The 19,353-nt window shown below is 69.7% G+C and carries 20 protein-coding genes and 1 pseudogene; 6 read left to right on the forward strand and 15 right to left on the reverse strand.

Annotation, left to right across the window (positions count from 1 at the left end; all coding sequences use genetic code 11):
* Positions 1-30: 30 nt before the first annotated feature.
* Together OG936_RS14850 and OG936_RS14855 are read right to left on the reverse strand one after the other, a co-directional pair.
* Positions 31-171 (reverse strand): annotated as a pseudogene (locus OG936_RS14850) (IS256 family transposase); the annotation flags it as partial.
* A 173-nt stretch (positions 172-344) separates the two neighbouring features.
* Positions 345-1,112: an SDR family NAD(P)-dependent oxidoreductase gene (locus tag OG936_RS14855; protein WP_406495188.1), complete on the reverse strand. Its 768-nt coding sequence runs from the start codon at positions 1,110-1,112 to the stop codon at positions 345-347.
* 832 nt (positions 1,113-1,944) lie between these two features.
* Here OG936_RS14855 and OG936_RS14860 point away from each other — a divergent pair.
* Positions 1,945-2,769: an MIP/aquaporin family protein gene (locus tag OG936_RS14860; RefSeq protein ID WP_406495190.1), complete on the forward strand. Its 825-nt coding sequence runs from the start codon at positions 1,945-1,947 to the stop codon at positions 2,767-2,769.
* A gap of 168 nt (positions 2,770-2,937) precedes the next feature.
* A complete protein-coding gene (locus tag OG936_RS14865) occupies positions 2,938-3,465 on the forward strand; it encodes a HEAT repeat domain-containing protein (RefSeq protein ID WP_406495192.1) in 528 nt (175 codons plus the stop codon).
* An 85-nt stretch (positions 3,466-3,550) separates the two neighbouring features.
* Here the strand turns inward: OG936_RS14865 and OG936_RS14870 are convergent, their stop codons facing one another.
* Both OG936_RS14870 and OG936_RS14875 read right to left on the reverse strand, forming a co-directional pair.
* A complete protein-coding gene (locus tag OG936_RS14870; RefSeq protein ID WP_406495194.1) occupies positions 3,551-3,859 on the reverse strand; it encodes an alpha/beta fold hydrolase in 309 nt (102 codons plus the stop codon).
* 43 nt (positions 3,860-3,902) lie between these two features.
* On the reverse strand, positions 3,903-4,481 hold the full coding sequence (locus OG936_RS14875) for an alpha/beta fold hydrolase (protein WP_406495196.1): 579 nt from the start codon (positions 4,479-4,481) through the stop codon (positions 3,903-3,905).
* Positions 4,482-4,546: 65 nt separating this feature from the next.
* Between OG936_RS14875 and OG936_RS14880 the strand changes: the two genes are divergently transcribed.
* Complete coding sequence (locus tag OG936_RS14880; RefSeq protein ID WP_406495198.1) at positions 4,547-5,104, forward strand: helix-turn-helix domain-containing protein; 558 nt, start codon at positions 4,547-4,549, stop codon at positions 5,102-5,104.
* A 132-nt stretch (positions 5,105-5,236) separates the two neighbouring features.
* Here OG936_RS14880 and hemB read toward each other — a convergent pair whose 3' ends face one another.
* The 6 genes from hemB to OG936_RS14910 all read right to left on the reverse strand — a co-directional run bounded on the left by hemB (position 5,237) and on the right by OG936_RS14910 (position 11,830).
* Complete coding sequence (gene hemB, locus OG936_RS14885) at positions 5,237-6,235, reverse strand: porphobilinogen synthase (RefSeq protein WP_406495200.1); 999 nt, start codon at positions 6,233-6,235, stop codon at positions 5,237-5,239.
* A gap of 139 nt (positions 6,236-6,374) precedes the next feature.
* The gene (locus OG936_RS14890; RefSeq protein ID WP_406495202.1) at positions 6,375-8,045 is read right to left on the reverse strand and encodes a uroporphyrinogen-III synthase; all 1,671 of its coding nucleotides are present in this window, start codon (positions 8,043-8,045) and stop codon (positions 6,375-6,377) included.
* Positions 8,042-9,028 carry a hydroxymethylbilane synthase gene (hemC, locus tag OG936_RS14895; protein WP_406495204.1) on the reverse strand — a complete coding sequence of 329 codons (987 nt, stop codon included), beginning with the start codon at positions 9,026-9,028 and terminating at the stop codon, positions 8,042-8,044. The genes OG936_RS14890 and hemC overlap by 4 nt, the downstream gene beginning before the upstream one ends.
* Complete coding sequence (locus OG936_RS14900; protein WP_406495206.1) at positions 9,025-10,518, reverse strand: glutamyl-tRNA reductase; 1,494 nt, start codon at positions 10,516-10,518, stop codon at positions 9,025-9,027. The genes hemC and OG936_RS14900 overlap by 4 nt, the downstream gene beginning before the upstream one ends.
* Positions 10,515-11,282, reverse strand: coding sequence for a redox-sensing transcriptional repressor Rex (locus OG936_RS14905; RefSeq protein ID WP_406495208.1), 768 nt, complete (start codon positions 11,280-11,282; stop codon positions 10,515-10,517). Before OG936_RS14905 ends, OG936_RS14900 begins: the two co-directional genes overlap by 4 nt.
* Before the next feature lie 272 nt (positions 11,283-11,554).
* Positions 11,555-11,830, reverse strand: a complete 276-nt coding sequence (locus tag OG936_RS14910) for a glutaredoxin family protein (protein WP_406495210.1) — start codon at positions 11,828-11,830, stop codon at positions 11,555-11,557.
* A gap of 170 nt (positions 11,831-12,000) precedes the next feature.
* Here OG936_RS14910 and OG936_RS14915 point away from each other — a divergent pair, with 170 nt between their 5' ends.
* The 3 genes from OG936_RS14915 to OG936_RS14925 all read left to right on the forward strand — a co-directional run bounded on the left by OG936_RS14915 (position 12,001) and on the right by OG936_RS14925 (position 15,511).
* Entirely contained in the window at positions 12,001-12,963 is a 963-nt protein-coding gene (locus tag OG936_RS14915; RefSeq protein WP_406495212.1) for an HAD family hydrolase, read from the forward strand.
* Positions 12,964-13,319: 356 nt separating this feature from the next.
* Positions 13,320-14,096: an ECF subfamily RNA polymerase sigma factor, BldN family gene (locus OG936_RS14920; protein WP_266746918.1), complete on the forward strand. Its 777-nt coding sequence runs from the start codon at positions 13,320-13,322 to the stop codon at positions 14,094-14,096.
* Positions 14,097-14,320: 224 nt separating this feature from the next.
* Positions 14,321-15,511 carry a DUF5667 domain-containing protein gene (locus OG936_RS14925; RefSeq protein WP_406495214.1) on the forward strand — a complete coding sequence of 397 codons (1,191 nt, stop codon included), beginning with the start codon at positions 14,321-14,323 and terminating at the stop codon, positions 15,509-15,511.
* 65 nt (positions 15,512-15,576) lie between these two features.
* Here the strand turns inward: OG936_RS14925 and OG936_RS14930 are convergent, their stop codons facing one another.
* The 5 genes from OG936_RS14930 to OG936_RS14950 all read right to left on the reverse strand — a co-directional run bounded on the left by OG936_RS14930 (position 15,577) and on the right by OG936_RS14950 (position 19,312).
* On the reverse strand, positions 15,577-16,653 hold the full coding sequence (locus tag OG936_RS14930) for a lysophospholipid acyltransferase family protein (protein ID WP_383762970.1): 1,077 nt from the start codon (positions 16,651-16,653) through the stop codon (positions 15,577-15,579).
* Positions 16,654-16,668: 15 nt separating this feature from the next.
* The gene (locus OG936_RS14935; protein WP_383762973.1) at positions 16,669-17,763 is read right to left on the reverse strand and encodes an NAD-dependent epimerase/dehydratase family protein; all 1,095 of its coding nucleotides are present in this window, start codon (positions 17,761-17,763) and stop codon (positions 16,669-16,671) included.
* Between the two features lie 184 nt (positions 17,764-17,947).
* Positions 17,948-18,046, reverse strand: coding sequence for a 30S ribosomal protein bS22 (locus tag OG936_RS14940; protein WP_003948845.1), 99 nt, complete (start codon positions 18,044-18,046; stop codon positions 17,948-17,950).
* Positions 18,047-18,155: 109 nt separating this feature from the next.
* Positions 18,156-18,368 (reverse strand): helix-turn-helix domain-containing protein, encoded by a 213-nt coding sequence (locus OG936_RS14945; protein WP_014046653.1) that lies wholly within the window; start codon positions 18,366-18,368, stop codon positions 18,156-18,158.
* A gap of 128 nt (positions 18,369-18,496) precedes the next feature.
* Positions 18,497-19,312 carry a phosphatase gene (locus OG936_RS14950; protein WP_406495217.1) on the reverse strand — a complete coding sequence of 272 codons (816 nt, stop codon included), beginning with the start codon at positions 19,310-19,312 and terminating at the stop codon, positions 18,497-18,499.
* Positions 19,313-19,353: the final 41 nt, after the last annotated feature.

A 19,353-nucleotide genomic window follows, 5' to 3' on the forward strand; every position in this document is an offset into this window, starting at 1 on the left:
ATTCAGCGGCTGGTCCCGGTCGTTGAGTGGTCAGTTGTTGCTCGGGGCCGGGCGGCCTTCGAAGGCGATCCGGAAGGCGTTGAGTGGGGGCTTCCAGCGCGTGGTCCACCGCTTGCGGCCCTTGCCTGTCGGGTCGAGGCTCATCAGCGCCATATAGACGCGCTTGAGAGCGAACCGATACAGCCGGGAGTCGTTCCTCGGGGAACGGCCTGATCAATGTCAGTGACCTTTGCTGTCGCTCGTGTGCTGCGGGGCCGCCCGCTTGGGCATGATGAGGACCGGAACATCCCGTCAAGCGGGCACCGCGCCGCCGAGGCCGACACGGCCTGCGCCGACCTCGCGATTCACGAGCTCGGGAACAGGGGCCCGCCCGCCATGAGGCCACCGTCGACAAGGAGGATGTGCCCGGTGACGTAACTCGCCTTGTCCGAACCCAGGAACTGGACGGCCTCGGCAATCTCCTCCGGGGTACCCGCCCGGTGCATGGGCAGCACCGAATCGACCTCGGCACGAGCCGTGTCGTCGCCGGTGAACCGCTCGTACATAGCGGTCCGGGTGTAGCCGGGCGCGACCGCGTTGACCCGGATACCGTGAGCAGCCCCTTCAAGTGCGGCCGCCTTCGTGATGCCGACGACGGCGTGCTTGCTCCCGACATACAAGGTCGCCCCGGGATAACCCATCAGGCCGAAGGTGGAGCTGACGTTGACGATGCTGCCGCCGCTCTGTTCCCTCATGACCCGGAACTCGTGCTTCAGGCACAGCAGCGTTCCCTTGACGTTGGTATCGAAGGTCGCCTGGTATGCCTCGTCGGTCACCTCGGTGACAGGGCCGGGTGTTCCTTCGGTGCCGGCGTTGTTGAAGGCGACATCGATCCGCCCGAACCGTGCCACCGCACGGTCGACGAGGTCCTTCACATCGGCGTCGAAGCGGACGTCGGCACGCACGAACTCGACCGGGGCGCCGAGGTCGCCCAGCTCCCCGGCAAGCTGCTCGCCCACGTCCTCGTGGCGGCCGGAGACCACAAGGTTCGCGCCTTGACGGGCATAAGCGAAGGCGGTGGCGCGGCCGATACCGGTAAGCGCGCCCGTGATGAGGACAACGGGATCAGACACGTCGAGGGCCCTTCCTGAAACCACCCAGATGAACGACGGGCAAGCGGATCGGAACCCGCACGACACCGGGTTCCTCTTCGGGCCGGGGCGTATCCCCCGGTACGCCCGCAAGGAAGGTGTCCCAGCCGGACGACAGCCGCATCGGACCCGACCGCCGCGTCCATCGAACGGCGGCACTCAATGACCCGTATGGCCCACGGACAGCAGCCGGGACAGACGAGTCCGAACAGGGCCCAGGAACTTTCCGCGGCGGTGTTATCGAAGCAGGGCCCGGTGCGTCCGCAGCTCTGACGCAGGCTCAACTCGCATATTCCCCGCCCTACTTCGGCCGAGGTGCATTCGCTGCCGCAGTCGCTGTGCGTGACACACCCGGGCTCAAGGCCACCCCGGCCGTGGGCCATTTTCAGGGCATCGACGACCAGGGAGGCGCGGTGGTGGTCGGCCATGGCCTGGCCGACGACCTCGCGGGTGGCCCTCTTACAGCAACATGTGACGCCTGTCACCTCGGACGACATGCCCCGTCGGTGCCTCTTGTCTGGGCTTCCGTGCCTCCTGCCTGGGCCAAGGAGACACCTCCACAGCAACGCCGTAGCCTTGAAGGGAGCGCCTGCTGACCAAACGGGCGAACTCCTGCGTCGGGTCTCCACCCATCGCGGCTACATCGGCGAGCGGTCGACCGACACCTGTGAGGAGCGACGCCGTCACCCGCAGCCTGAGGCTGCGGGTGAAGAAACGGGGAGGTCGAAACGCCGTCAGGGCGCCTTTCTCCGGTGCGACGGACATTCCTTCAGGGCTCAGCACCAGCTGTGCGTTTCAGCTAAGGAAGTGAAACATGCCTGTGCAAGTCGAAGAGCGTATTCGAGTTCCCGCCAGACGATTCGGGGCGCCGCACTCCGACGGCGTGGCCGGCGCCTACCTCGCTGAGTTGATCGGGACCTTCATCCTGGTCTTCGCGATAACCGCCACCGCCACCTCCGCCGGCCTGGGGCACACCATCGCCGGACCGGCCTACGGCTCGCTGGCCATCGTTCTGGTGAACGGGCTGGCGCTGGCCGCGCTGGTCGGCGGCCTCGCCCACGTCTCCAGCGCACACTTCAACCCGGCCGTCACCGTCGCGCTGGCTGTCATCCGCAGGTTCTCGTGGCGGCATGTCCCCGGCTACGTCGCCGTCCAGATGATCGGCGGGATCCTCGGCGCTCTCGCCACCTGGGCCATTCACGGCAACGCCGCGCGGACCACCACGCACCTCGGTGCCACCAACCCGGCGCCCGGGGTGGGCGACGGCCGTGCTCTGGTCGTCGAAATCCTGATCACCTTCGTGCTGGTCCTCGTGGTGACCGCCGCGGCCACCGACAAGCGGTTCCCGTCCCCCGCTGCCCCGGTCGTGGTCGGCTTCGCCCTCGCCGCGGCGGTCTTCATCGGCGGCCCCAGTGACGGGGCCGCGGTCAATCCGGCCCGCGGTCTTGGCCCGATGATCGCCGCCGGCTCGTTCAGCGGCTGGTGGGTGAGCCTGGTAGGCCCTGTGGTCGGTGGTGTCCTCGCCGCGGTGCTCTACGACCGATACGTCCGCAGGGGCCGGCCCTCAGCAGTTGAGCAGGTATCCAAGGCCCGTGTTGTCGCCGGCAGCGGACGAGCACGCAGCCGGCGCGTGTTGTAGGCCCGGGCCGGCCGCCCGAATCCCAGCGCCCGGGGCTCGAAACCCAGGGCTCGAATCCCGAGTCTCGGAGTCCGAGGCCCGGGTTTCGAGCGCCGGACCCCGGCACCACGTTCGACGCATACATAACACTTACGGCCCCGGTCCAACGTCCCCGAGAGGAACGTCAGCATGCCCCCGGCCCCGAGCCCGGACCACCCCCACCACCTCATCGAGGAGTTCCGCGCCCTGCCCGCCTCCAGCGACCGCAGGCGCGAGATCGTCGCGGAACTGGACGGGAACGCCGAGGCGCTGCCGTTCCTCGCCTCCGTTGTCGCCGACCCGCAGGAGTACGACCTCGCCCGCGTCGAGGCGGCCACGATCCTACGCCTGTGGCCCCCGTCCGACCCGGCCACCGCCCGCACCGCCGCCCAGGCCCTGCTGGCCGCACTGCGCGACCCCGAGGACGACCTGGTCCGCCAGTACGCGGCCGCGGCGCTCGGCCCCTACGCCGACGAACCGGCGGTCGACCAGGCCCTGGCCACCGCCCTGCGGCCCGACGAGGAGCCCCTCGTACGGGACAACGCCCTGGCCGCCGTCGAGGAGGCAGGCCCGAGCGACGCCCGTACCGACGTACTGCGCGCCCTCACCCGGGACCCCGACCTCGGCAGGGCGGCGGCCCGCATCCTCACGGCATGGGGCCGGGACCTTGGGGCCTGAGCCGGTCGTTCGTCCGACACAGCCGGACGCGCCTCGAACCCGGTTGCTCAGCCGGGCATTCGCCAGGGTCGCTCGCCGATTGGCCCTACTCGTCCACCCGGTGGAGCAGGTCAGTGATCGCCTGGAGAACGGCGTCCGGACGGTCCTCGTGCAGAAATCCGTGACCTGCGTCGTTGAGGATGCGCTGTTCACCGCGGGGTACGGACGATGCAAGATCGGCGTGGAGGGCGCTCGTAATGCGGTGGATCTCGCTCAGAACGTGTTCGGGCCAAAGCTGGGCCTGGGTGGCGTCGCGGCCGAGCGCGGTGATCACGATCAGCGGAAGATCCGGAAGGGCCGGGGCGTGCCGGAGCTCCTCGGCGACCTCGTCGTAGATGTTCTTGCTCTCGTGCAAGCCGGTTCGCCAAGCGGTGCGGAGATGGTGCTCGATGAGCGGCTCACGGACAGCTTCGGGCCAGTTGGCGAACAAGGGTGCCATTTGGCTGCGGGCAAGCCGTAGCTGCTCCTCGGTGAGCTCGGGCTGCTCCCGGCTCTCCATATCCTTCAGCTTGTCCCGAACTTCTTGGGGCACGCGTGCGTGGAGGTCTTCGTGGAACGGGTCCAGCAGGAGCAGGCCGGCCACCTCGCCGGGGAAGCGTTGTGCGATGTGGCGGGCCGTAGGCGGCGCCCAGAGAGTGGCCGACAAGCAGGTAAGGGCCTGGCACGTCGGCTGCACGCAGCAGGTCCATGAGTTCGTCGGTTACCGCGGCAGCGGTGCGGGGAAGTGCGGCTGCCTCGCTCCAACCGGTACCCGCGCGGTCGTAGAGGACGGTGGTCGTCAGCTCGGCGACGCGGTTGTGCATGTTCAGGTAGTCCAGACCGACCAGTCCGGCACCGGGCAGGAACACCACGGCCGGGCCCCCGCTCCCGGAACGGTGCAGCAGCAGCCTCCGCCCCGCGACCTCGCACAGCCTGCCCAGCGGCGGCTCCAGGAGGGCCGATTCCTGCGCCTCGGCGACAGACGACTGATCTGGCATGGTGCGCTCTCCGAACACCGGGCTCTCAAGTTTGAGAAAGGTATCGGATGTGAGACCGTTCGTCCATGAACACGGTCGACCTGCTTCTGCACCCGGTCCGTCTGCGTGTCGTGCACACCATGACCGGCGGACGGACACTCACCACAGCTCAGCTGTGTGACCTTCTGCCGGACGTTTCGAAAGCGACCGTGTACCGGCATGTCGGCCTCCTCGCCGACGCAGGTGTCCTGGAAGTCGAGGGCGAGCAGCGTGTTCGGGGGGCGGTCGAACGCCGCTACCGGCTGAACCGGACGCGGTCGGTGATCGACGCCGATACGGCCGCATCGGTGTCGCTGGATGACCACCGCCGCGCCTTTGCCGTCGCCATGGCCGCCTTGTTGGCGGAGTTCAACGCCTATCTCGACCGGGACCACGCCGATCCGACGGCCGACCTCGCGGGGTATCGCCAGCACGCGCTGTGGCTCAGTCAGGACGAGCTCATGGAGATGATCGTCGAGATGCGCAGCGTGATCGTGTCCCGGATGGGAAACACCCCTTCCCCGGAGCGCACCCGACATCTGATCAGCCCGATTCTTTTCCCCGCTGAGGAAGGGCCTCCGGGTCCCGCTGACAAGCAGGGCTGAACAACGTCACCGAGCCGGCCCGACCGTGCAGATCCCGGGTCGGACTCCGCTCGGACTGGGCCGTGCGCGGAGTCCGGCGCGGGTTCAGGAATCCGCACGAGATCGGCCGCGGACGAAAGGACAAGCCGAGCCCTACGCGCGCCCCAGCCGCTGCGCGACCTCCGTCGCCCAGTACGTCAGGATCATCTGCGCCCCGGCCCGCCGGATCCCGGTCAGGCTCTCCAGAATGGCCGCGTCCCGGTCGATCCAGCCGCGCTCCGCCGCCGCCTCGATCATCGCGTACTCGCCACTGACCTGGTACGCGGCGACCGGCACGTCCACCGAGTCGGCGAACTTCGCGAGGATGTCGAGGTACGGGCCGGCCGGCTTGACCATGACCATGTCCGCGCCCTCTTCGAGGTCGAGCGCCAGCTCGCGCAGGGACTCACGGGTGTTCGCGGGGTCCTGCTGGTACGTCTTGCGGTCACCCTTCAACGACGACCCGACGGCCTCGCGGAACGGCCCGAAGAACGCCGACGAGTACTTCGCCGTGTACGCGAGGATCGAGACGTCCTCGTGGCCCGTCTGGTCCAGCGCGTCACGGACGACGCCGACCTGGCCGTCCATCATGCCGCTGGGGCCGACCACATGGGCGCCCGCGTCAGCCTGGACCTGGGCCATCTCGGCGTACCGCTCCAGCGTCGCGTCGTTGTCGACGCGGCCGTCGGCGGTCAGGACACCGCAGTGGCCGTGGTCCGTGTACTCGTCCAGGCACAGGTCCGACATGACGACGAGCTCGTCACCGACCTCCTCGCGCACCGCGCGCAGACCAACCTGGAGGATCCCGTCCGGATCCGTGCCCGCCGAGCCCCGGGCGTCCTTCTTCTCGTCCGTGGGGACGCCGAAGAGCATGATCCCGGAGACGCCGGCCGACACCGCCTCGACGGCGGCCTTCCGCAAGGTGTCCAGGGTGTGCTGCTGGACGCCGGGCATGGCCGAGATGGCGACGGGCGCGTCGATGCCCTCGCGCACGAACGCGGGCAGGATCAGGTTCGCCGGGTCGAGCCGTGTCTCGGCGACCATGCGCCGCATCACCGGGGTCGTCCGCAACCGCCGGGGGCGGGAGCCGGGGAAGTTTCCGTACACAGTCATGCTTCGAGACTAGACCCGTACACATCACCGATTTACCGACACCGGCGCCGGAAAAGCTTCACAACGGCGACGGGCGGCCCGGCCGCCGAAGCAGCCGGACCGCCCGGTCCTCACACATCACCCGTCACATGGACATGGGTCAGGTCGTCGTACGACGCCGCCGTGCCCCCGGACGCCGCTCGCTCGGCCGCGTCACCGGGTCACCGGCCTCCTTCGCCGCCTCCCGGCGCTGCGCACCGAACTCGGCGAGGGCCTCGACCAGCCTGTGCACCGAAGGCTCCGGCGACAGGACGTCGACGCGCAGCCCGTGCTCCTCGGCGGTCTTCGCCGTCGCCGGACCGATACACGCGATGACCGTCACGTTGTGCGGCTTGCCCGCGATGCCGACGAGGTTCCGTACGGTCGACGACGAGGTGAAGAGCACCGCGTCGAACCCGCCGCCCTTGATGGCCTCACGCGTGTCGGCGGGCGGCGGCGAGGCGCGGACCGTGCGGTACGCGGTGACGTCGTCGACCTCCCAGCCCAGCTCGATGAGCCCGGCCACCAGCGTCTCGGTGGCGATGTCGGCACGCGGCAGGAAGACACGGTCGATCGGATCGAAGACCGGGTCGTACGGCGGCCAGTCCTCCAGCAGACCGGCGGCCGACTGCTCACCGGACGGCACCAGGTCCGGCTTCACACCGAAGTCGACGAGCGCGGCGGCGGTCTGCTCACCGACGGCCGCGACCTTGATCCCGGCGAAGGCACGGGCGTCGAGCCCGTACTCCTCGAACTTCTCCCGCACGGCCTTCACCGCGTTGACGCTGGTGAAGGCGATCCACTCGTAGCGGCCCGTGACCAGACCCTTGACCGCGCGCTCCATCTGCTGGGGCGTACGAGGCGGCTCGACGGCGATCGTCGGGACCTCGTGCGGCACGGCACCGTACGAACGAAGCTGGTCGGAGAGCGACGCCGCCTGCTCCCTGGTACGCGGGACGAGCACCTTCCAGCCGAAGAGGGGCTTGGACTCGAACCACGCGAGCCGGTCGCGCTGGGCGGCGGAGCTGCGCTCACCGACCACGGCTATGACGGGCTGGTGCCCGTCCGGCGACGGGAGGACCTTCGCCTGCTTCAGGACCTGGGCGATCGTCCCGAGGGTCGCCGTCCAGGTGCGCTGGCGGGTGGTCGTACCGGCCACCGTCACGGTCAGCGGGGTGTCCGGCTTGCGGCCCGCCGCGACCAGCTCACCGGCGGCCGCGGCCACCGAGTCGAGCGCCGTGGAGACGACAGCCGTCGCATCGCTCGCGCCGACCTCGGCCCAACAGCGGTCCGAGGCGGTACGCGCGTCGACGAACCGGACGTCCGCGCCCTGCGCGTCGCGCAGCGGCACACCGGCGTACGCGGGCACGCCCACCGCGTTCGCGACTCCCGGCACGACCTCGAAGGGGATACCGGCGGTGGCGCAGGCGAGCATCTCCGCGCCGGCGTTCCCGTCCAGTCCCGGGTCACCGGAGACGGCACGAACGACCCGCCTGCCGCCCTTCGCTGCCTCCATGACAAGATTGACCGCATCCCTGAGAACGGGAACACCGGCGGCTGTTGACTGCGCGTCAACAACCGTCAGCTCAGGCGTGCTTACGCCTGCCCGCGCATGGCAGCGAACAACGCCGAGAACGTCCGGCTCGGCGACAAGGACGTCCGCGCTCGCGAGCGCCTCGACGGCGCGCAGAGTCAGCAGTCCCGGGTCGCCGGGACCGGCGCCGAGGAAGGTGACGTGCCCTTGTGCGGACAGGGCTGGATAGTCGGATGCGGCGGGGCCGGTGGGGCTCAAAGTGCTCGCTCCCCCATAAGACCGGCCGCACCCTTGGCGAGCATCTCGGCCGCGAGTTCGCGACCGATGGCCGCCGCGTCGTCGTGCGACGTGGGGACGGGACCGGTGGTGGACATCTGTACCAGCGAGGAACCGTCGGTGGAACCGACGACACCGCGCAGGCGCAGTTCATTGACAGCCTGCCCATCCGCCAGGAGGTCGGCCAGCGCACCCACAGGTGCGGAGCAACCAGCCCCCAGAGCGCCGAGCAGGGCACGCTCGGCGGTCACGGCGGCCCGGGTGACCGGGTCGTCGAGCTCGGCGAGCGCGGCGGCGAGGTCCGCGCTGGTCTCAGCGCATTCGATCGCCAGTGCTCCCTGGCCGGGAGCGGGCAGAATGGTGTCGACCGACAGGAAGTCGGTCGCCTCACCGGTCCGGCCGAGGCGGCTGAGCCCGGCCGCGGCGAGTACCACCGCGTCCAGCTCCCCGCTTCGGACAAATCCGATACGCGTGTCGACGTTCCCCCGGATCGGCACGGTCTCGATGTCGAGGCCGTGGTTACGGGCGTACGCGTTGAGCTGCGCCATGCGGCGCGGCGAGCCGGTGCCGATGCGGGCACCGGACGGCAGCTGCTCGAAGGTCAGCCCGTCCCGCGCCACCAGTACGTCGCGCGGGTCCTCGCGCACCGGCACGGCGGCCAGCACGAGGCCCTCGGGCTGAGTGGTCGGCAGGTCCTTGAGCGAGTGGACGGCGAAGTCCACCTCGCCGCGCAGCAGCGCGTCGCGCAGCGCGGCGACGAACACACCGGTGCCGCCGATCTGCGCGAGGTGCTCCCGGGAGATGTCGCCGTACGTGGTGATCTCGACGAGCTCGACGGCGCGCCCGGTCACCTCACTGACCGCGTCGGCGACGAGGCCGGACTGCGCCATGGCGAGCTTGCTGCGCCGGGTGCCCAGCCGGAGCGGTGCGTCGGTCCGTGCGCGCTGGGGTGAGTTGTCGGTCATGACCGCCCTCGATTCGGGTCGTTCAGGTCTGCCCGGGAGACGGCGGCGACCGTCTGCGGGTCGAGGTCGAAGAGTTCCCGCAGCGCATCGGCGTACCCGGCGCCGCCGGGCTCGCTGGCGAGCTGCTTGACCCGCACGGTGGGCGCGTGCAGGAGCTTGTCGACGACGCGGCGCACGGTCTGCGAGATCTCGGCGCGCTGCTTCTCGTCCAGGTCGGGGAGGCGTCCGTCGAGCCGCGCGATCTCGCCCGCGACCACTCCGGCGGCCATCGTGCGCAGGGCGACGACGGTCGGGGTGATGTGGGCGGCGCGCTGGGCGGCGCCGAAGGCGGCGACCTCGTCGGCGACGATCGTGCGCACCTGGTCCACATCGGCGGCCATCGGGGCATCCGCCGACGCCTCGGCGAGCGACTCGATGTCGACCAGGCGCACGCCGTCGAGGCGGGCGGTGGCGCCGTCGATGTCCCGCGGCATGGCGAGGTCGAGCAGGGCGAGACGGACGGGGCCGGCGCCCTGCGCGGGCACGGTGGCCCGGCGGACGGCCTGGCGCACCGTGCCGGCGGTGCCGTTCTCCACCCAGGCGGCATGCCGGTCGGGGGCGGCGGGCGGCGCGGGGACGGAGGCGGCGGGCGCCTCGTGCGCGGGGTCGAAGGCCAGGCCGAGCGCTCCGGCGACGGCCTCGGCGGTCAGCACGAGACCGGTCGCACCGGTGCACGAGACGACGACGTCGGCACGTGTCAGTTCGTCGGCGACGGCGGCCATCTCCACGGCGTGGGCGGACACTCCGGTACCGCCGGGCTGGCCCAGGATCTCGACGAGCCGGTCGGCGCGGGCCCTGGTCCGGTTGGCGACGACGATCTCGGCGACACCGGCACGGGCCAGCGTCGCGGCGGCCAGCGAGGACATCGAGCCGGCGCCGATCACCAGCGCGCGCCTGCCCCGGGCCCAGTCGGTGACGTCCGCACCGGCTGCGATCTGTTCGAGACCGAAGGTGACGAGCGACTGCCCGGCCCGGTCGATCCCGGTCTCGCTGTGGGCCCGCTTGCCGACCCGCAGGGCCTGCTGGAACAGATCGTTCAGCAGCCGGCCGGCGGTGTGGAGCTCCTGCCCCAGTGCCAGCGCGTCCTTGATCTGGCCGAGGATCTGGCCCTCGCCGACGACCATCGAGTCCAGCCCGCACGCCACCGAGAAGAGGTGGTGGACGGCCCGGTCCTCATAGTGCACATAGAGATACGGAGTGAGCTCGTCCAGACCGACGCCGCTGTGCTGGGCGAGGAGCGTGGACAGCTCGGCGACGCCCGCGTGGAACTTGTCCACGTCGGCGTACAGCTCGATGCGGTTGCAGGTGGCCAGCACGGCAGCCTCGGCCGCGGGCTCCGCGGCAAGGGCGTCCTGAAGCAGCTTGGCCTGCGTCTCGGCAGCCAGCGAGGCCCGTTCCAGTACGGAGACGGGTGCGCTTCGGTGGCTCAGCCCCACTACGAGAAGACTCATGCCGGCATCACGGCGGGCATGTCCCCGTCGGGTCCCTTCCGGCTGCCGGTGTCGGCGCGCGCGGGCGGCGCGGCCGCGTCCGGGCTGCTCTCGGTGGTGTCCTCGCCGGCCTTGCGCTGCTCGTGGAAGGCGAGGATCTGGAGTTCGATGGAGAGGTCGACCTTGCGGACGTCGACGCCGTCGGGCACGGAGAGCACCGTCGGCGCGAAGTTCAGGATGGAGGTGACGCCCGCGGCGACGAGCCGGTCGCAGACCTGCTGCGCGGCACCGGCCGGGGTCGAGATGACGCCGATCGACACGCCGTTCTCGCTGACGATCTTCTCCAGCTCGTCGGCGTGCTGAACGGGGATCCCCGCGACCGGCGTTCCGGCCAGCGCAGGATCGGCGTCGATCAGCGCGGCGACCCGGAAACCACGGGAGGCGAAACCGCCGTAGTTGGCGAGCGCGGCGCCGAGGTTACCGATACCGACGATCACGACCGGCCAGTCCTGGGTGAGCCCGAGTTCGCGGGAGATCTGGTAGACGAGATACTCGACGTCGTACCCGACACCACGCGTTCCGTAGGACCCGAGGTAGCTGAAGTCCTTGCGCAACTTGGCAGAGTTGACCCCCGCCGCAGCCGCGAGCTCCTCGGACGAGACCGTGGGGACCGAGCGCTCGGAGAGCGCGGTCAGTGCGCGCAGATACAGCGGAAGTCGGGCGACGGTGGCCTCGGGAATTCCTCGGCTACGGGTCGCCGGTCGGTGAGTTCGGCCAGTTGCCACGGTGCTCCTGCGGGATGAGCGGGGCTGCAGGCGGCCGTATGCAGCAGGACCGCCCCGTCGAATGCAGGCTATGTCTTTGTGAACACGTGCACAAAGATAGTGTCCGTTTTGTCCGGTCAAAGTGACCGGGGTCACGCACATTCGTCGCGCGATCCCGGAACCAGGGATCGCATCAGCCCGTTGCAGACCCGAAGGGGGCAAAGCAGCACACACTCCTCACAACCATTCCCCCGAGATCACTCAAAACGCCCACGATGGTAACCGGGTTTCACTCACGAAAGCAGTGCGCTGCGCAGCCTCGCCGGGTCCACCCGCCAGAACGTGTGCTGTTCGTTATCAATCAGGACGACCGGAATCTGCTCCCAGTACTCCCGGTGCAGCTCCTCGTCCTGATCGATGTCCTTCTCCTCCCAGGACGCGCCGGTCTCCTCGCACACCTCCTTCACCACCGTCCTCGCGTCGTCACAGAGGTGACATCCGGGCTTCCCAACCAGGGTCACCACCCGGTCCGCGGGCTTCTTCCTCATACGTCGCAGCAGGGCACTCATGCCTTCATTCTGCGCCGAACAGGACCGCCACCCCGAGTAGGAGAGGAGCCGACCCCACCCTTGATCCCTTACGCCCCGAATCGCCCGATTAACAATTCGGCAGCCAAGAGTTCACGGCACGGCATCCCGGCAGGTCCGGAACGGCCGAACCGACTGGCTATGCTCACGACATGGCCGCTCTTGGATGGCTCACACCCCGTAGGCGCCCCGCGACAGCACGGAGCGTGCTGGCAGGCGAGGCTGCAGCTGAGGCAGCGCGGAAGTCCGCCCTCCCCGGCGAACTCCCCGACGACCAGCCCGCCGCCGGTCAGGGCGGCTCCGCCCCCACCGAGGCCGAGGAACCGGCCTTCCCCGTCGTCGGCGACGACCGGGCCGCCGCCTTCTTCGACCTGGACAACACCGTGATGCAGGGCGCGGCGATCTTCCACTTCGGCCGCGGCCTGTACAAGCGGAAGTTCTTCCAGCGCCGCGAGCTGACCCGGTTCGCCTGGCAGCAGGCCTGGTTCAGGCTGGCCGGCGTCGAGGACCCGGAGCACATGCAGGACGCCCGCGACAGCGCCCTGTCCATCGTCAAGGGCCACCGCGTCTCCGAGCTGATGTCCATCGGCGAGGAGATCTACGACGAGTACATGGCCGACCGCATCTGGCCCGGTACCCGCGCCCTCGCCCAGGCCCACCTGGACGCCGGACAGCGGGTCTGGCTGGTCACCGCCGCCCCGGTGGAGACCGCCACGATCATCGCCCGCCGCCTCGGTCTGACCGGCGCGCTCGGCACCGTCGCCGAATCCGTCGACGGCGTCTACACCGGCCGCCTGGTCGGCGAACCGCTGCACGGCCCCGCGAAGGCCGAGGCGGTCCGCGCCCTGGCCGCCGCCGAGGACCTCGACCTCGACCGCTGCGCAGCGTACAGCGATTCGCACAACGACATCCCGATGCTGTCCCTGGTCGGCCACCCGTACGCGATCAACCCGGACGCCAAGCTCCGCAAGCACGCCCGCGCCCTCGACTGGCGGCTGCGGGACTACCGGACGGGCCGCAAGGCCGCCAAGGTCGGCATCCCGGCCGCGGCGGGCGTCGGCGCCCTCGCGGGCGGCACCGCGGCCGCCGTCGCGCTGCACCGCCGCCGACGCTGACGCACACCCGTTCGTTCTCCGGCGGGGGCCGCCGAGCCACGCCCGGACACCCGGCGCCGATCGGGATCCCTTGCCCACCGGCCGCTCCCGCCAGTCGGATTGCCCGCACCCGACCACAACCCGTCGCACCCGCAGGCAGATCCCGAACTAATCCGATCATTAACCGGTCACGATGTGCTACTTGATGCATCGATTAGTTGCTACAGAAGCGACGTAATCGATGATTTGAGCAACTGGGTGTAGCACTGCCTGTACGAAGCGTTATTCTCCTCAGACGCATTCCGGAACCCACCACTCACTACGACGAGTGACGGTTTCGTACTGCACGTGATGGAAGCTCTGCCTCTGGGAGTCCCGTGTACCCACACGTCGGGGTTGACGCCTCGGGCCTGGCTACGCTCCGCGCAACGGTCGCCGACCGCTTGCGCGGTTTCGTCCCCACCGCGTACGCCGTACCCGCATTTGCCACCCCTGCACCTGCCGGCCCTTGCTACGCCCTGGCCGAACGCGGTGCGGCGGTCGGAAGACGCAGCAACCGCGGCGCACCTACTACGTCCACCGTCCGCCGGCCCACCGCCGACAGCGACAGCGCGCGCATGATGGATCTCGTCGAGCGCGCACAGGCCGGCGAGGCCGACGCCTTCGGCCGCCTCTACGACCAGTACAGCGACACCGTCTACCGCTACATCTATTACCGCGTGGGCGGCAAGGCGACAGCGGAGGACCTCACCAGCGAGACCTTCCTGCGCGCCCTGCGCCGCATCTCCACCTTCACCTGGCAGGGCCGCGACTTCGGCGCCTGGCTGGTCACGATCGCCCGCAACCTGGTCGCCGACCACTTCAAATCCAGCCGCTTCCGGCTGGAGGTGACCACCGGCGAAATGCTCGACGCCAACGAGGTCGAGCGCAGCCCCGAGGACTCCGTCCTGGAGTCCCTCTCCAATGCCGCACTGCTGCAAGCCGTGCGCCGACTCAACCCCCAGCAGCAGGAATGCGTGACCCTGCGCTTCCTGCAGGGCCTCTCGGTCGCCGAGACCGCCCGGGTCATGGGCAAGAACGAGGGCGCGATCAAGACCCTGCAGTACCGCGCCGTCCGCACCCTGGCCCGGCTCCTTCCGGACGACGCCCGCTGATCCCGCCCCGCCCGAATCACTCTCGGCGATATATTCATCACACACTGGTCCGATCATCTTTCTTGCGTAACCCATGTGCCGCGCCCCTCGTTGTGCCGGTTGCAGGCCCCCTGTCGTCACCCCATGTCCGCCGACACTCACTCATCCGTGTGGAAGCGCTCAAGGTGTGCAACCTTCCGGACGCGCAGGGGAGTCGACCGTCATGACGAGAGGAGGTGCCGCCAGTGATCGCAAACGTTTCGGCACACCGGCGGGCGGACGCCTTCGCCCAGGCCCTGGAGGAGCAGTCGCTCCGCGGTGCGGCGGCCGTACAGCCCGAGGAACCGGCCGAACCGGCCGACCACGGACCGCTGTTGGCCCTGGCGAACGGCCTCGGTGAGCTACCGCGGCCCGAATTGGATCCCGAAGTCAAAGTGGTGCAACGAGCCCAGCTCGTCGCCGCGATGGAGGCCATGTTCGCCGAGGGCGGCGAATCCACGGGTCCTACGGTGCCCGAACAACGGACCAAGGGGGCCCACCGGGCCTCCCCGCTCCGGAAATTGCGTCCGCGCTCACGCTGGGCGAAGGGCCTCGCGGCCGGCGGGCTCACCGTCGGAGTGGCGGCGGGGGCCTTCGGCGGAGTGGCCGCTGCCAGTTCCGACGCCCTGCCGGGTGATTCGCTGTACGGGCTCAAACGCGGCATGGAGGACATCCACCTCACCATGGCCAGCGGCGACGCCGACCGCGGCGAGGTCTACCTCGACCAGGCATCGACCCGGCTCAGCGAGGCCCGTCGGCTGATGGAGCGCGCCCGCTCCGGCGATCTCGACCACGAACAGCTCGGCGAGGTCAGGCGCACGCTCAACGGCATGACGCACGACGCCGCCGAGGGCCACCGCCTGCTCCACGCGGCCTACCAGCGGGACGGCGCCATCGGCCCGATCCAGACCCTGGAGTCCTTCTCCCGCTCGCACCGCAACAGCTGGAGCAGCCTGCGCGACCGGCTGCCCGTCCAGCTGACCGATGTGGGTGACCAGGTCAACTCGGTCTTCGACGCCATAGACGAAGAGGTCGAACCGCTGCAGTCGCTGCTGCCCCGCACCCCGGGCAGGAGCAGCGATTCGCGGCAGTCGGACGCCACGGAACAGGCCACGGAATCGTCCGGTACGGACCACTCCGCGCCCTCGTCACCGGAGGCCTCGCACGGCCGTACGGACCCCAGCGCCGCGCCCCACCCCTCGGCCTCCGGCAGCGCCCCGTCCGACGGCCTGATCGGCGGCAGCACGGACGGCCTCCTCGGCACCCCGACCCCGGGCACCCTCCCGTCCGCCGACGGCCGGATCGGCTCCCCGCCCACTCCGGACGTAACCCTGCCCCCGCTCCTCCCCGGCCTGCTCCCGGGCCTGGGAATCAACAGCGAGGACCTGGACGACTGACGCCACCTCGGTCGCCGGACGGGCACGAAGAGACAAGCCCGTCCGGTGAGCCGGTGATCATCGGCTCAGAAGAACACCGACCGCCGCTGCACCAACAACTTGTACAGCGTGTGCTGAATCTGCTCCCTCACCTGATCCGTCAGATTGAACATCAGCATCGGATCCTCCGCCGCCTCCACCGGATACCCACTCGTGGAGATCGGCTCGCCGAACTGGATCGTCCACTTCGTCGGCAACGGCACCGCCCCGAGCGGCCCCAGCCACGGAAACGTCGGCGTGATCGGGAAGTACGGAATGCCCAGCAGCCGCGCCAGCGTCTTCGAGTTCCCGATCATCGGGTAGATCTCCTCCGCCCCCACGATCGAGCACGGAACGATCGGCACCCCGGCCCGCAGCGCCGTGGAGACGAAACCGCCCCGCCCGAAGCGCTGCAACTTGTACCGCTCGCCGAACGGCTTGCCGATGCCCTTGAAGCCCTCCGGCATCACCCCGACGAGCTCGCCGCGCCGCAGCAGCCGCTCCGCGTCCTCCGCGCAGGCAAGCGTGTGCCCGGCCTTGCGGGCGAGCTCGTTGACCACCGGCAGCATGAAGACGAGATCGGCGGCGAGCAGCCGCAGGTGCCTCCCGGCCGGGTGGTTGTCGTGCACGGCGACCTGGAGCATCAGTCCGTCGAGCGGCAGCGTCCCCGAGTGGTTGGACACGATGAGCGCCCCGCCGTCGGACGGGATGTTCTCGATGCCCTTCACCTCGACCCGGAAGTACTTCTCGTACACCGGGCGCAGCATCGACATCAGGACCTGATCGGTCAGTTCTTTGTCGTACCCGAACTCGTCGACGTCGTACTCACCGGTGACCCGCCGTCGCAGGAACGCGAGCCCGCCCGCGATCCGCCGGTCCCAGCTGCCCCGCTCCGCCCCTTCCACGGGCTGCCCGGCCCACTGGGGCTCCCCCTGCGGCAGCGGCAGCGCGGCGTCCTGCTGCCCGGGAAGGGCGCTGACGGCCGCCGTCCCGACCACCGGTGCGGCCGCGGAGGGCCCCTGCCCCCGGCCGCCGCCCCCCGCGGACCGGCGCCGCGCGGAGCGCGACGCGCCGCCCGCCCGCGAACGGTCGTCGTCGAACGGAATGACCTTGGCATCCGCCATCGTCGATGCGCTCCTCTACCTGCCGCTGGGGGTCGGGTACGTGTCGCCCGCCCCGGTGATCCCCGGACCGTCGCCGGCCACCCCGGCGAACGGCATGGCGGCCACTCTGTCGACCGCCCTTCCCGCCACCTCGGGCGGCAGCAGCCCCGGCCCCTGACTGCGCGCGAACTCCGCGAACGTCTCCGCGGTGGTGAACTCCGGGTGGAAACCCAGCGTCTCGCGCATCTGAACGGTGGAGACCACCCGGCCGTGGGTGAGCAGCCGGATCTGCTCCGGCGAGAAGTCCGTCATGCCGACCGTACGCAGCGCCTGGCCCACCCAGGTGACGGCAGGCAGCAGCAACGGCATCGTCGGCCGCCCCAGCCGCCGCGAGCACTGCGAGAGCAGCAGCACGCCGTCCCCGGCGATGTTGAAGGTGCCACTGTTCAGCGTCCCGCGCCTCGGCTCGCGCGAGGCGATCCCCAGTACGTCGACGACATCGTCCTCGTGCACGAACTGGAGCCTCGGGTCGTAACCGAACACCGTGGGCAGTACGGGCAGCGACAAATAGTCGGCGAGCGGCGAATCCGCCTGCGGCCCCAGGATGTTCGCGAACCTGAGCACGCACACGGCGACGTCCGGCCGACGGCGTGCGAAGCCCCGTACGTACCCCTCGACCTCCACCACGTCCTTGGCGAAGCCCCCGCTCGGCAGGGACTTGGGCGGAGTGGTCTCGGTGAAGACCGCCGGATCGCGGGGCGCGGAGCCGTACACGTTCGTACTGGACTTGACGACCAGTCGCCGCACGCTCGGCGCCTTCTGACAGGCCCCGAGCAGCTGCATGGTGCCGATGACGTTGGTCTCCTTGACCGTCGTCCGGCCACCCGTGCCGACCACCTTCGCGGAGACGTCCAGATGGACGACCGTATCGACGGAGTGCTCGGCGAGAACTCTGGCGATCGCGGGCTGGCGGATGTCCGCCGACACGAAATCGGCGTCGCCCAGCCGGTGTCCGGGCGTGACCGCGTCGACGGCGATCACCCGGTCCACTTCCGGATCACGCTGAATGCGCCGCACGAAGCGGCCGCCCAGCTGCCGGGCCGCTCCCGTGACCAGCACGACCTTCCCCAAGATCAGCGCCTTCCGTCGAAAGGTTTCCCCTGGCCGTCACCGTAGCGGGTGGATGTTGCCCTGCGATGACCGCACGGCTGCCTTGTGCCAAGACTTTGGCCCGAATGCGGGTACCACCCCGCAACGCGCCGCAGCCCTCCCGCCACAAGGGCGGAAGGGCTGCGGATTCACGAACTGCGTTCGCCTACTTCTTGTTGCGACGCTGAACGCGCGTGCGCTTGAGCAGCTTGCGGTGCTTCTTCTTGGCCATCCGCTTACGCCGCTTCTTGATAACAGAGCCCACGACTACCCTCGCTCACTTCTCTTCACTGGTGCGGGGCGTCTGGGCCCACACGACCTACGTCGTCCTAGCCTACCCGCCACCGCGTGAGGGACGTAATCCGAGGCGAATCTCAGGCGGACTCCACCCCCACAAAGGACTCGCGGAGATACTCGTGAACCGCTTGCTCCGGAACCCGGAATGACCTGCCCACCCGGATCGCCGGCAGATGACCGCTGTGCACCAAGCGGTACACGGTCATCTTCGACACCCTCATGACCGAGGCGACTTCCGCCACAGTCAGAAACTTGACCTCATTGAGAGGCCTCTCGCTGCCAGCAGCCATGACCCACCTGTACCTTCCGCACGAGACGCGCACCGGCTTCCCCTCCGGTGACTCTTCGTCGTTATGCGCTCACTCCCCAGATTAGGGGCGGGTGATGCGAGTGGGGAAGAGGAGAGACGATCGGCCGCCTACTGTGACAGACACGCCCGATTGAGTACATAGCGCGTGAGCGGCCGGTAGTAGGCGGACCGTACGGCGTCATCGAGCGGAACGGCGACCGACACCCGCCCCTCCGCCTCCCCGACGAACAGCGCGGGATCGTCCGTATCCGCCAGACCGATCGCCTCGATGCCCAGCTGACCTGCCCCGCAGACCCATCCGTGGTCCCCGACGACCAACTCCGGCAGCCGCTCGTGCCGCTGCGCCGCAGACTCCAGAACGACCCGGACCGGCAACGGTGAATGGGTATGTGCGCCGGTGTCACCGCCGGAAGTCCGCGCGCCCGGTTCGCGCACCATCGCGACTCCTCGTACGTAGTCCAGGTTGTGCGTGCGTACGCCGAACCGGGTCGTTATGTCGATACATCGGCCCTGCGCAGGAGTGAGTACAGGGCACCCGGCCGCCGACAGGGCGTCTGCCAGTCCTGCGTAGAAACCGAGCAGTCGATGCGGATGACCGGTCCCGAACAGCACCGGCGCCCGCCGGACCGCCGCATGCGACAGCCGCTCCGCGAAGGAATTCAGAGCTGCCAGAGTCCGCTCCGGATCGATCACGTCCGGGCCCGAAACATGAGCAGGATCGCCCGAAACACCACACTTGTCGGCCATCAGACGAAGAAGATCGGACTCTTCCCAGCGCCACTCGGGGTCGAGGCCGAGCGTCACCCGAGGGTCGCGGGCCGCGAAGAGCCGATAGCTCCGCAGGCTCACTTCCCTCGATGTGGCCACGGGCCCGGCCAGCCGGGCCGCCAGCAGATGTGCACGCAACGCTCCGGTGCTCAACACCCCACCGATGCTGCCCCAACCACCCGGACGGGGGGCCAGAA

The sequence above is a fragment of the Streptomyces sp. NBC_00846 genome (genome assembly GCF_045207325.1).
In the GTDB taxonomy this organism is placed as follows: Bacteria; Actinomycetota; Actinomycetes; order Streptomycetales; family Streptomycetaceae; genus Streptomyces.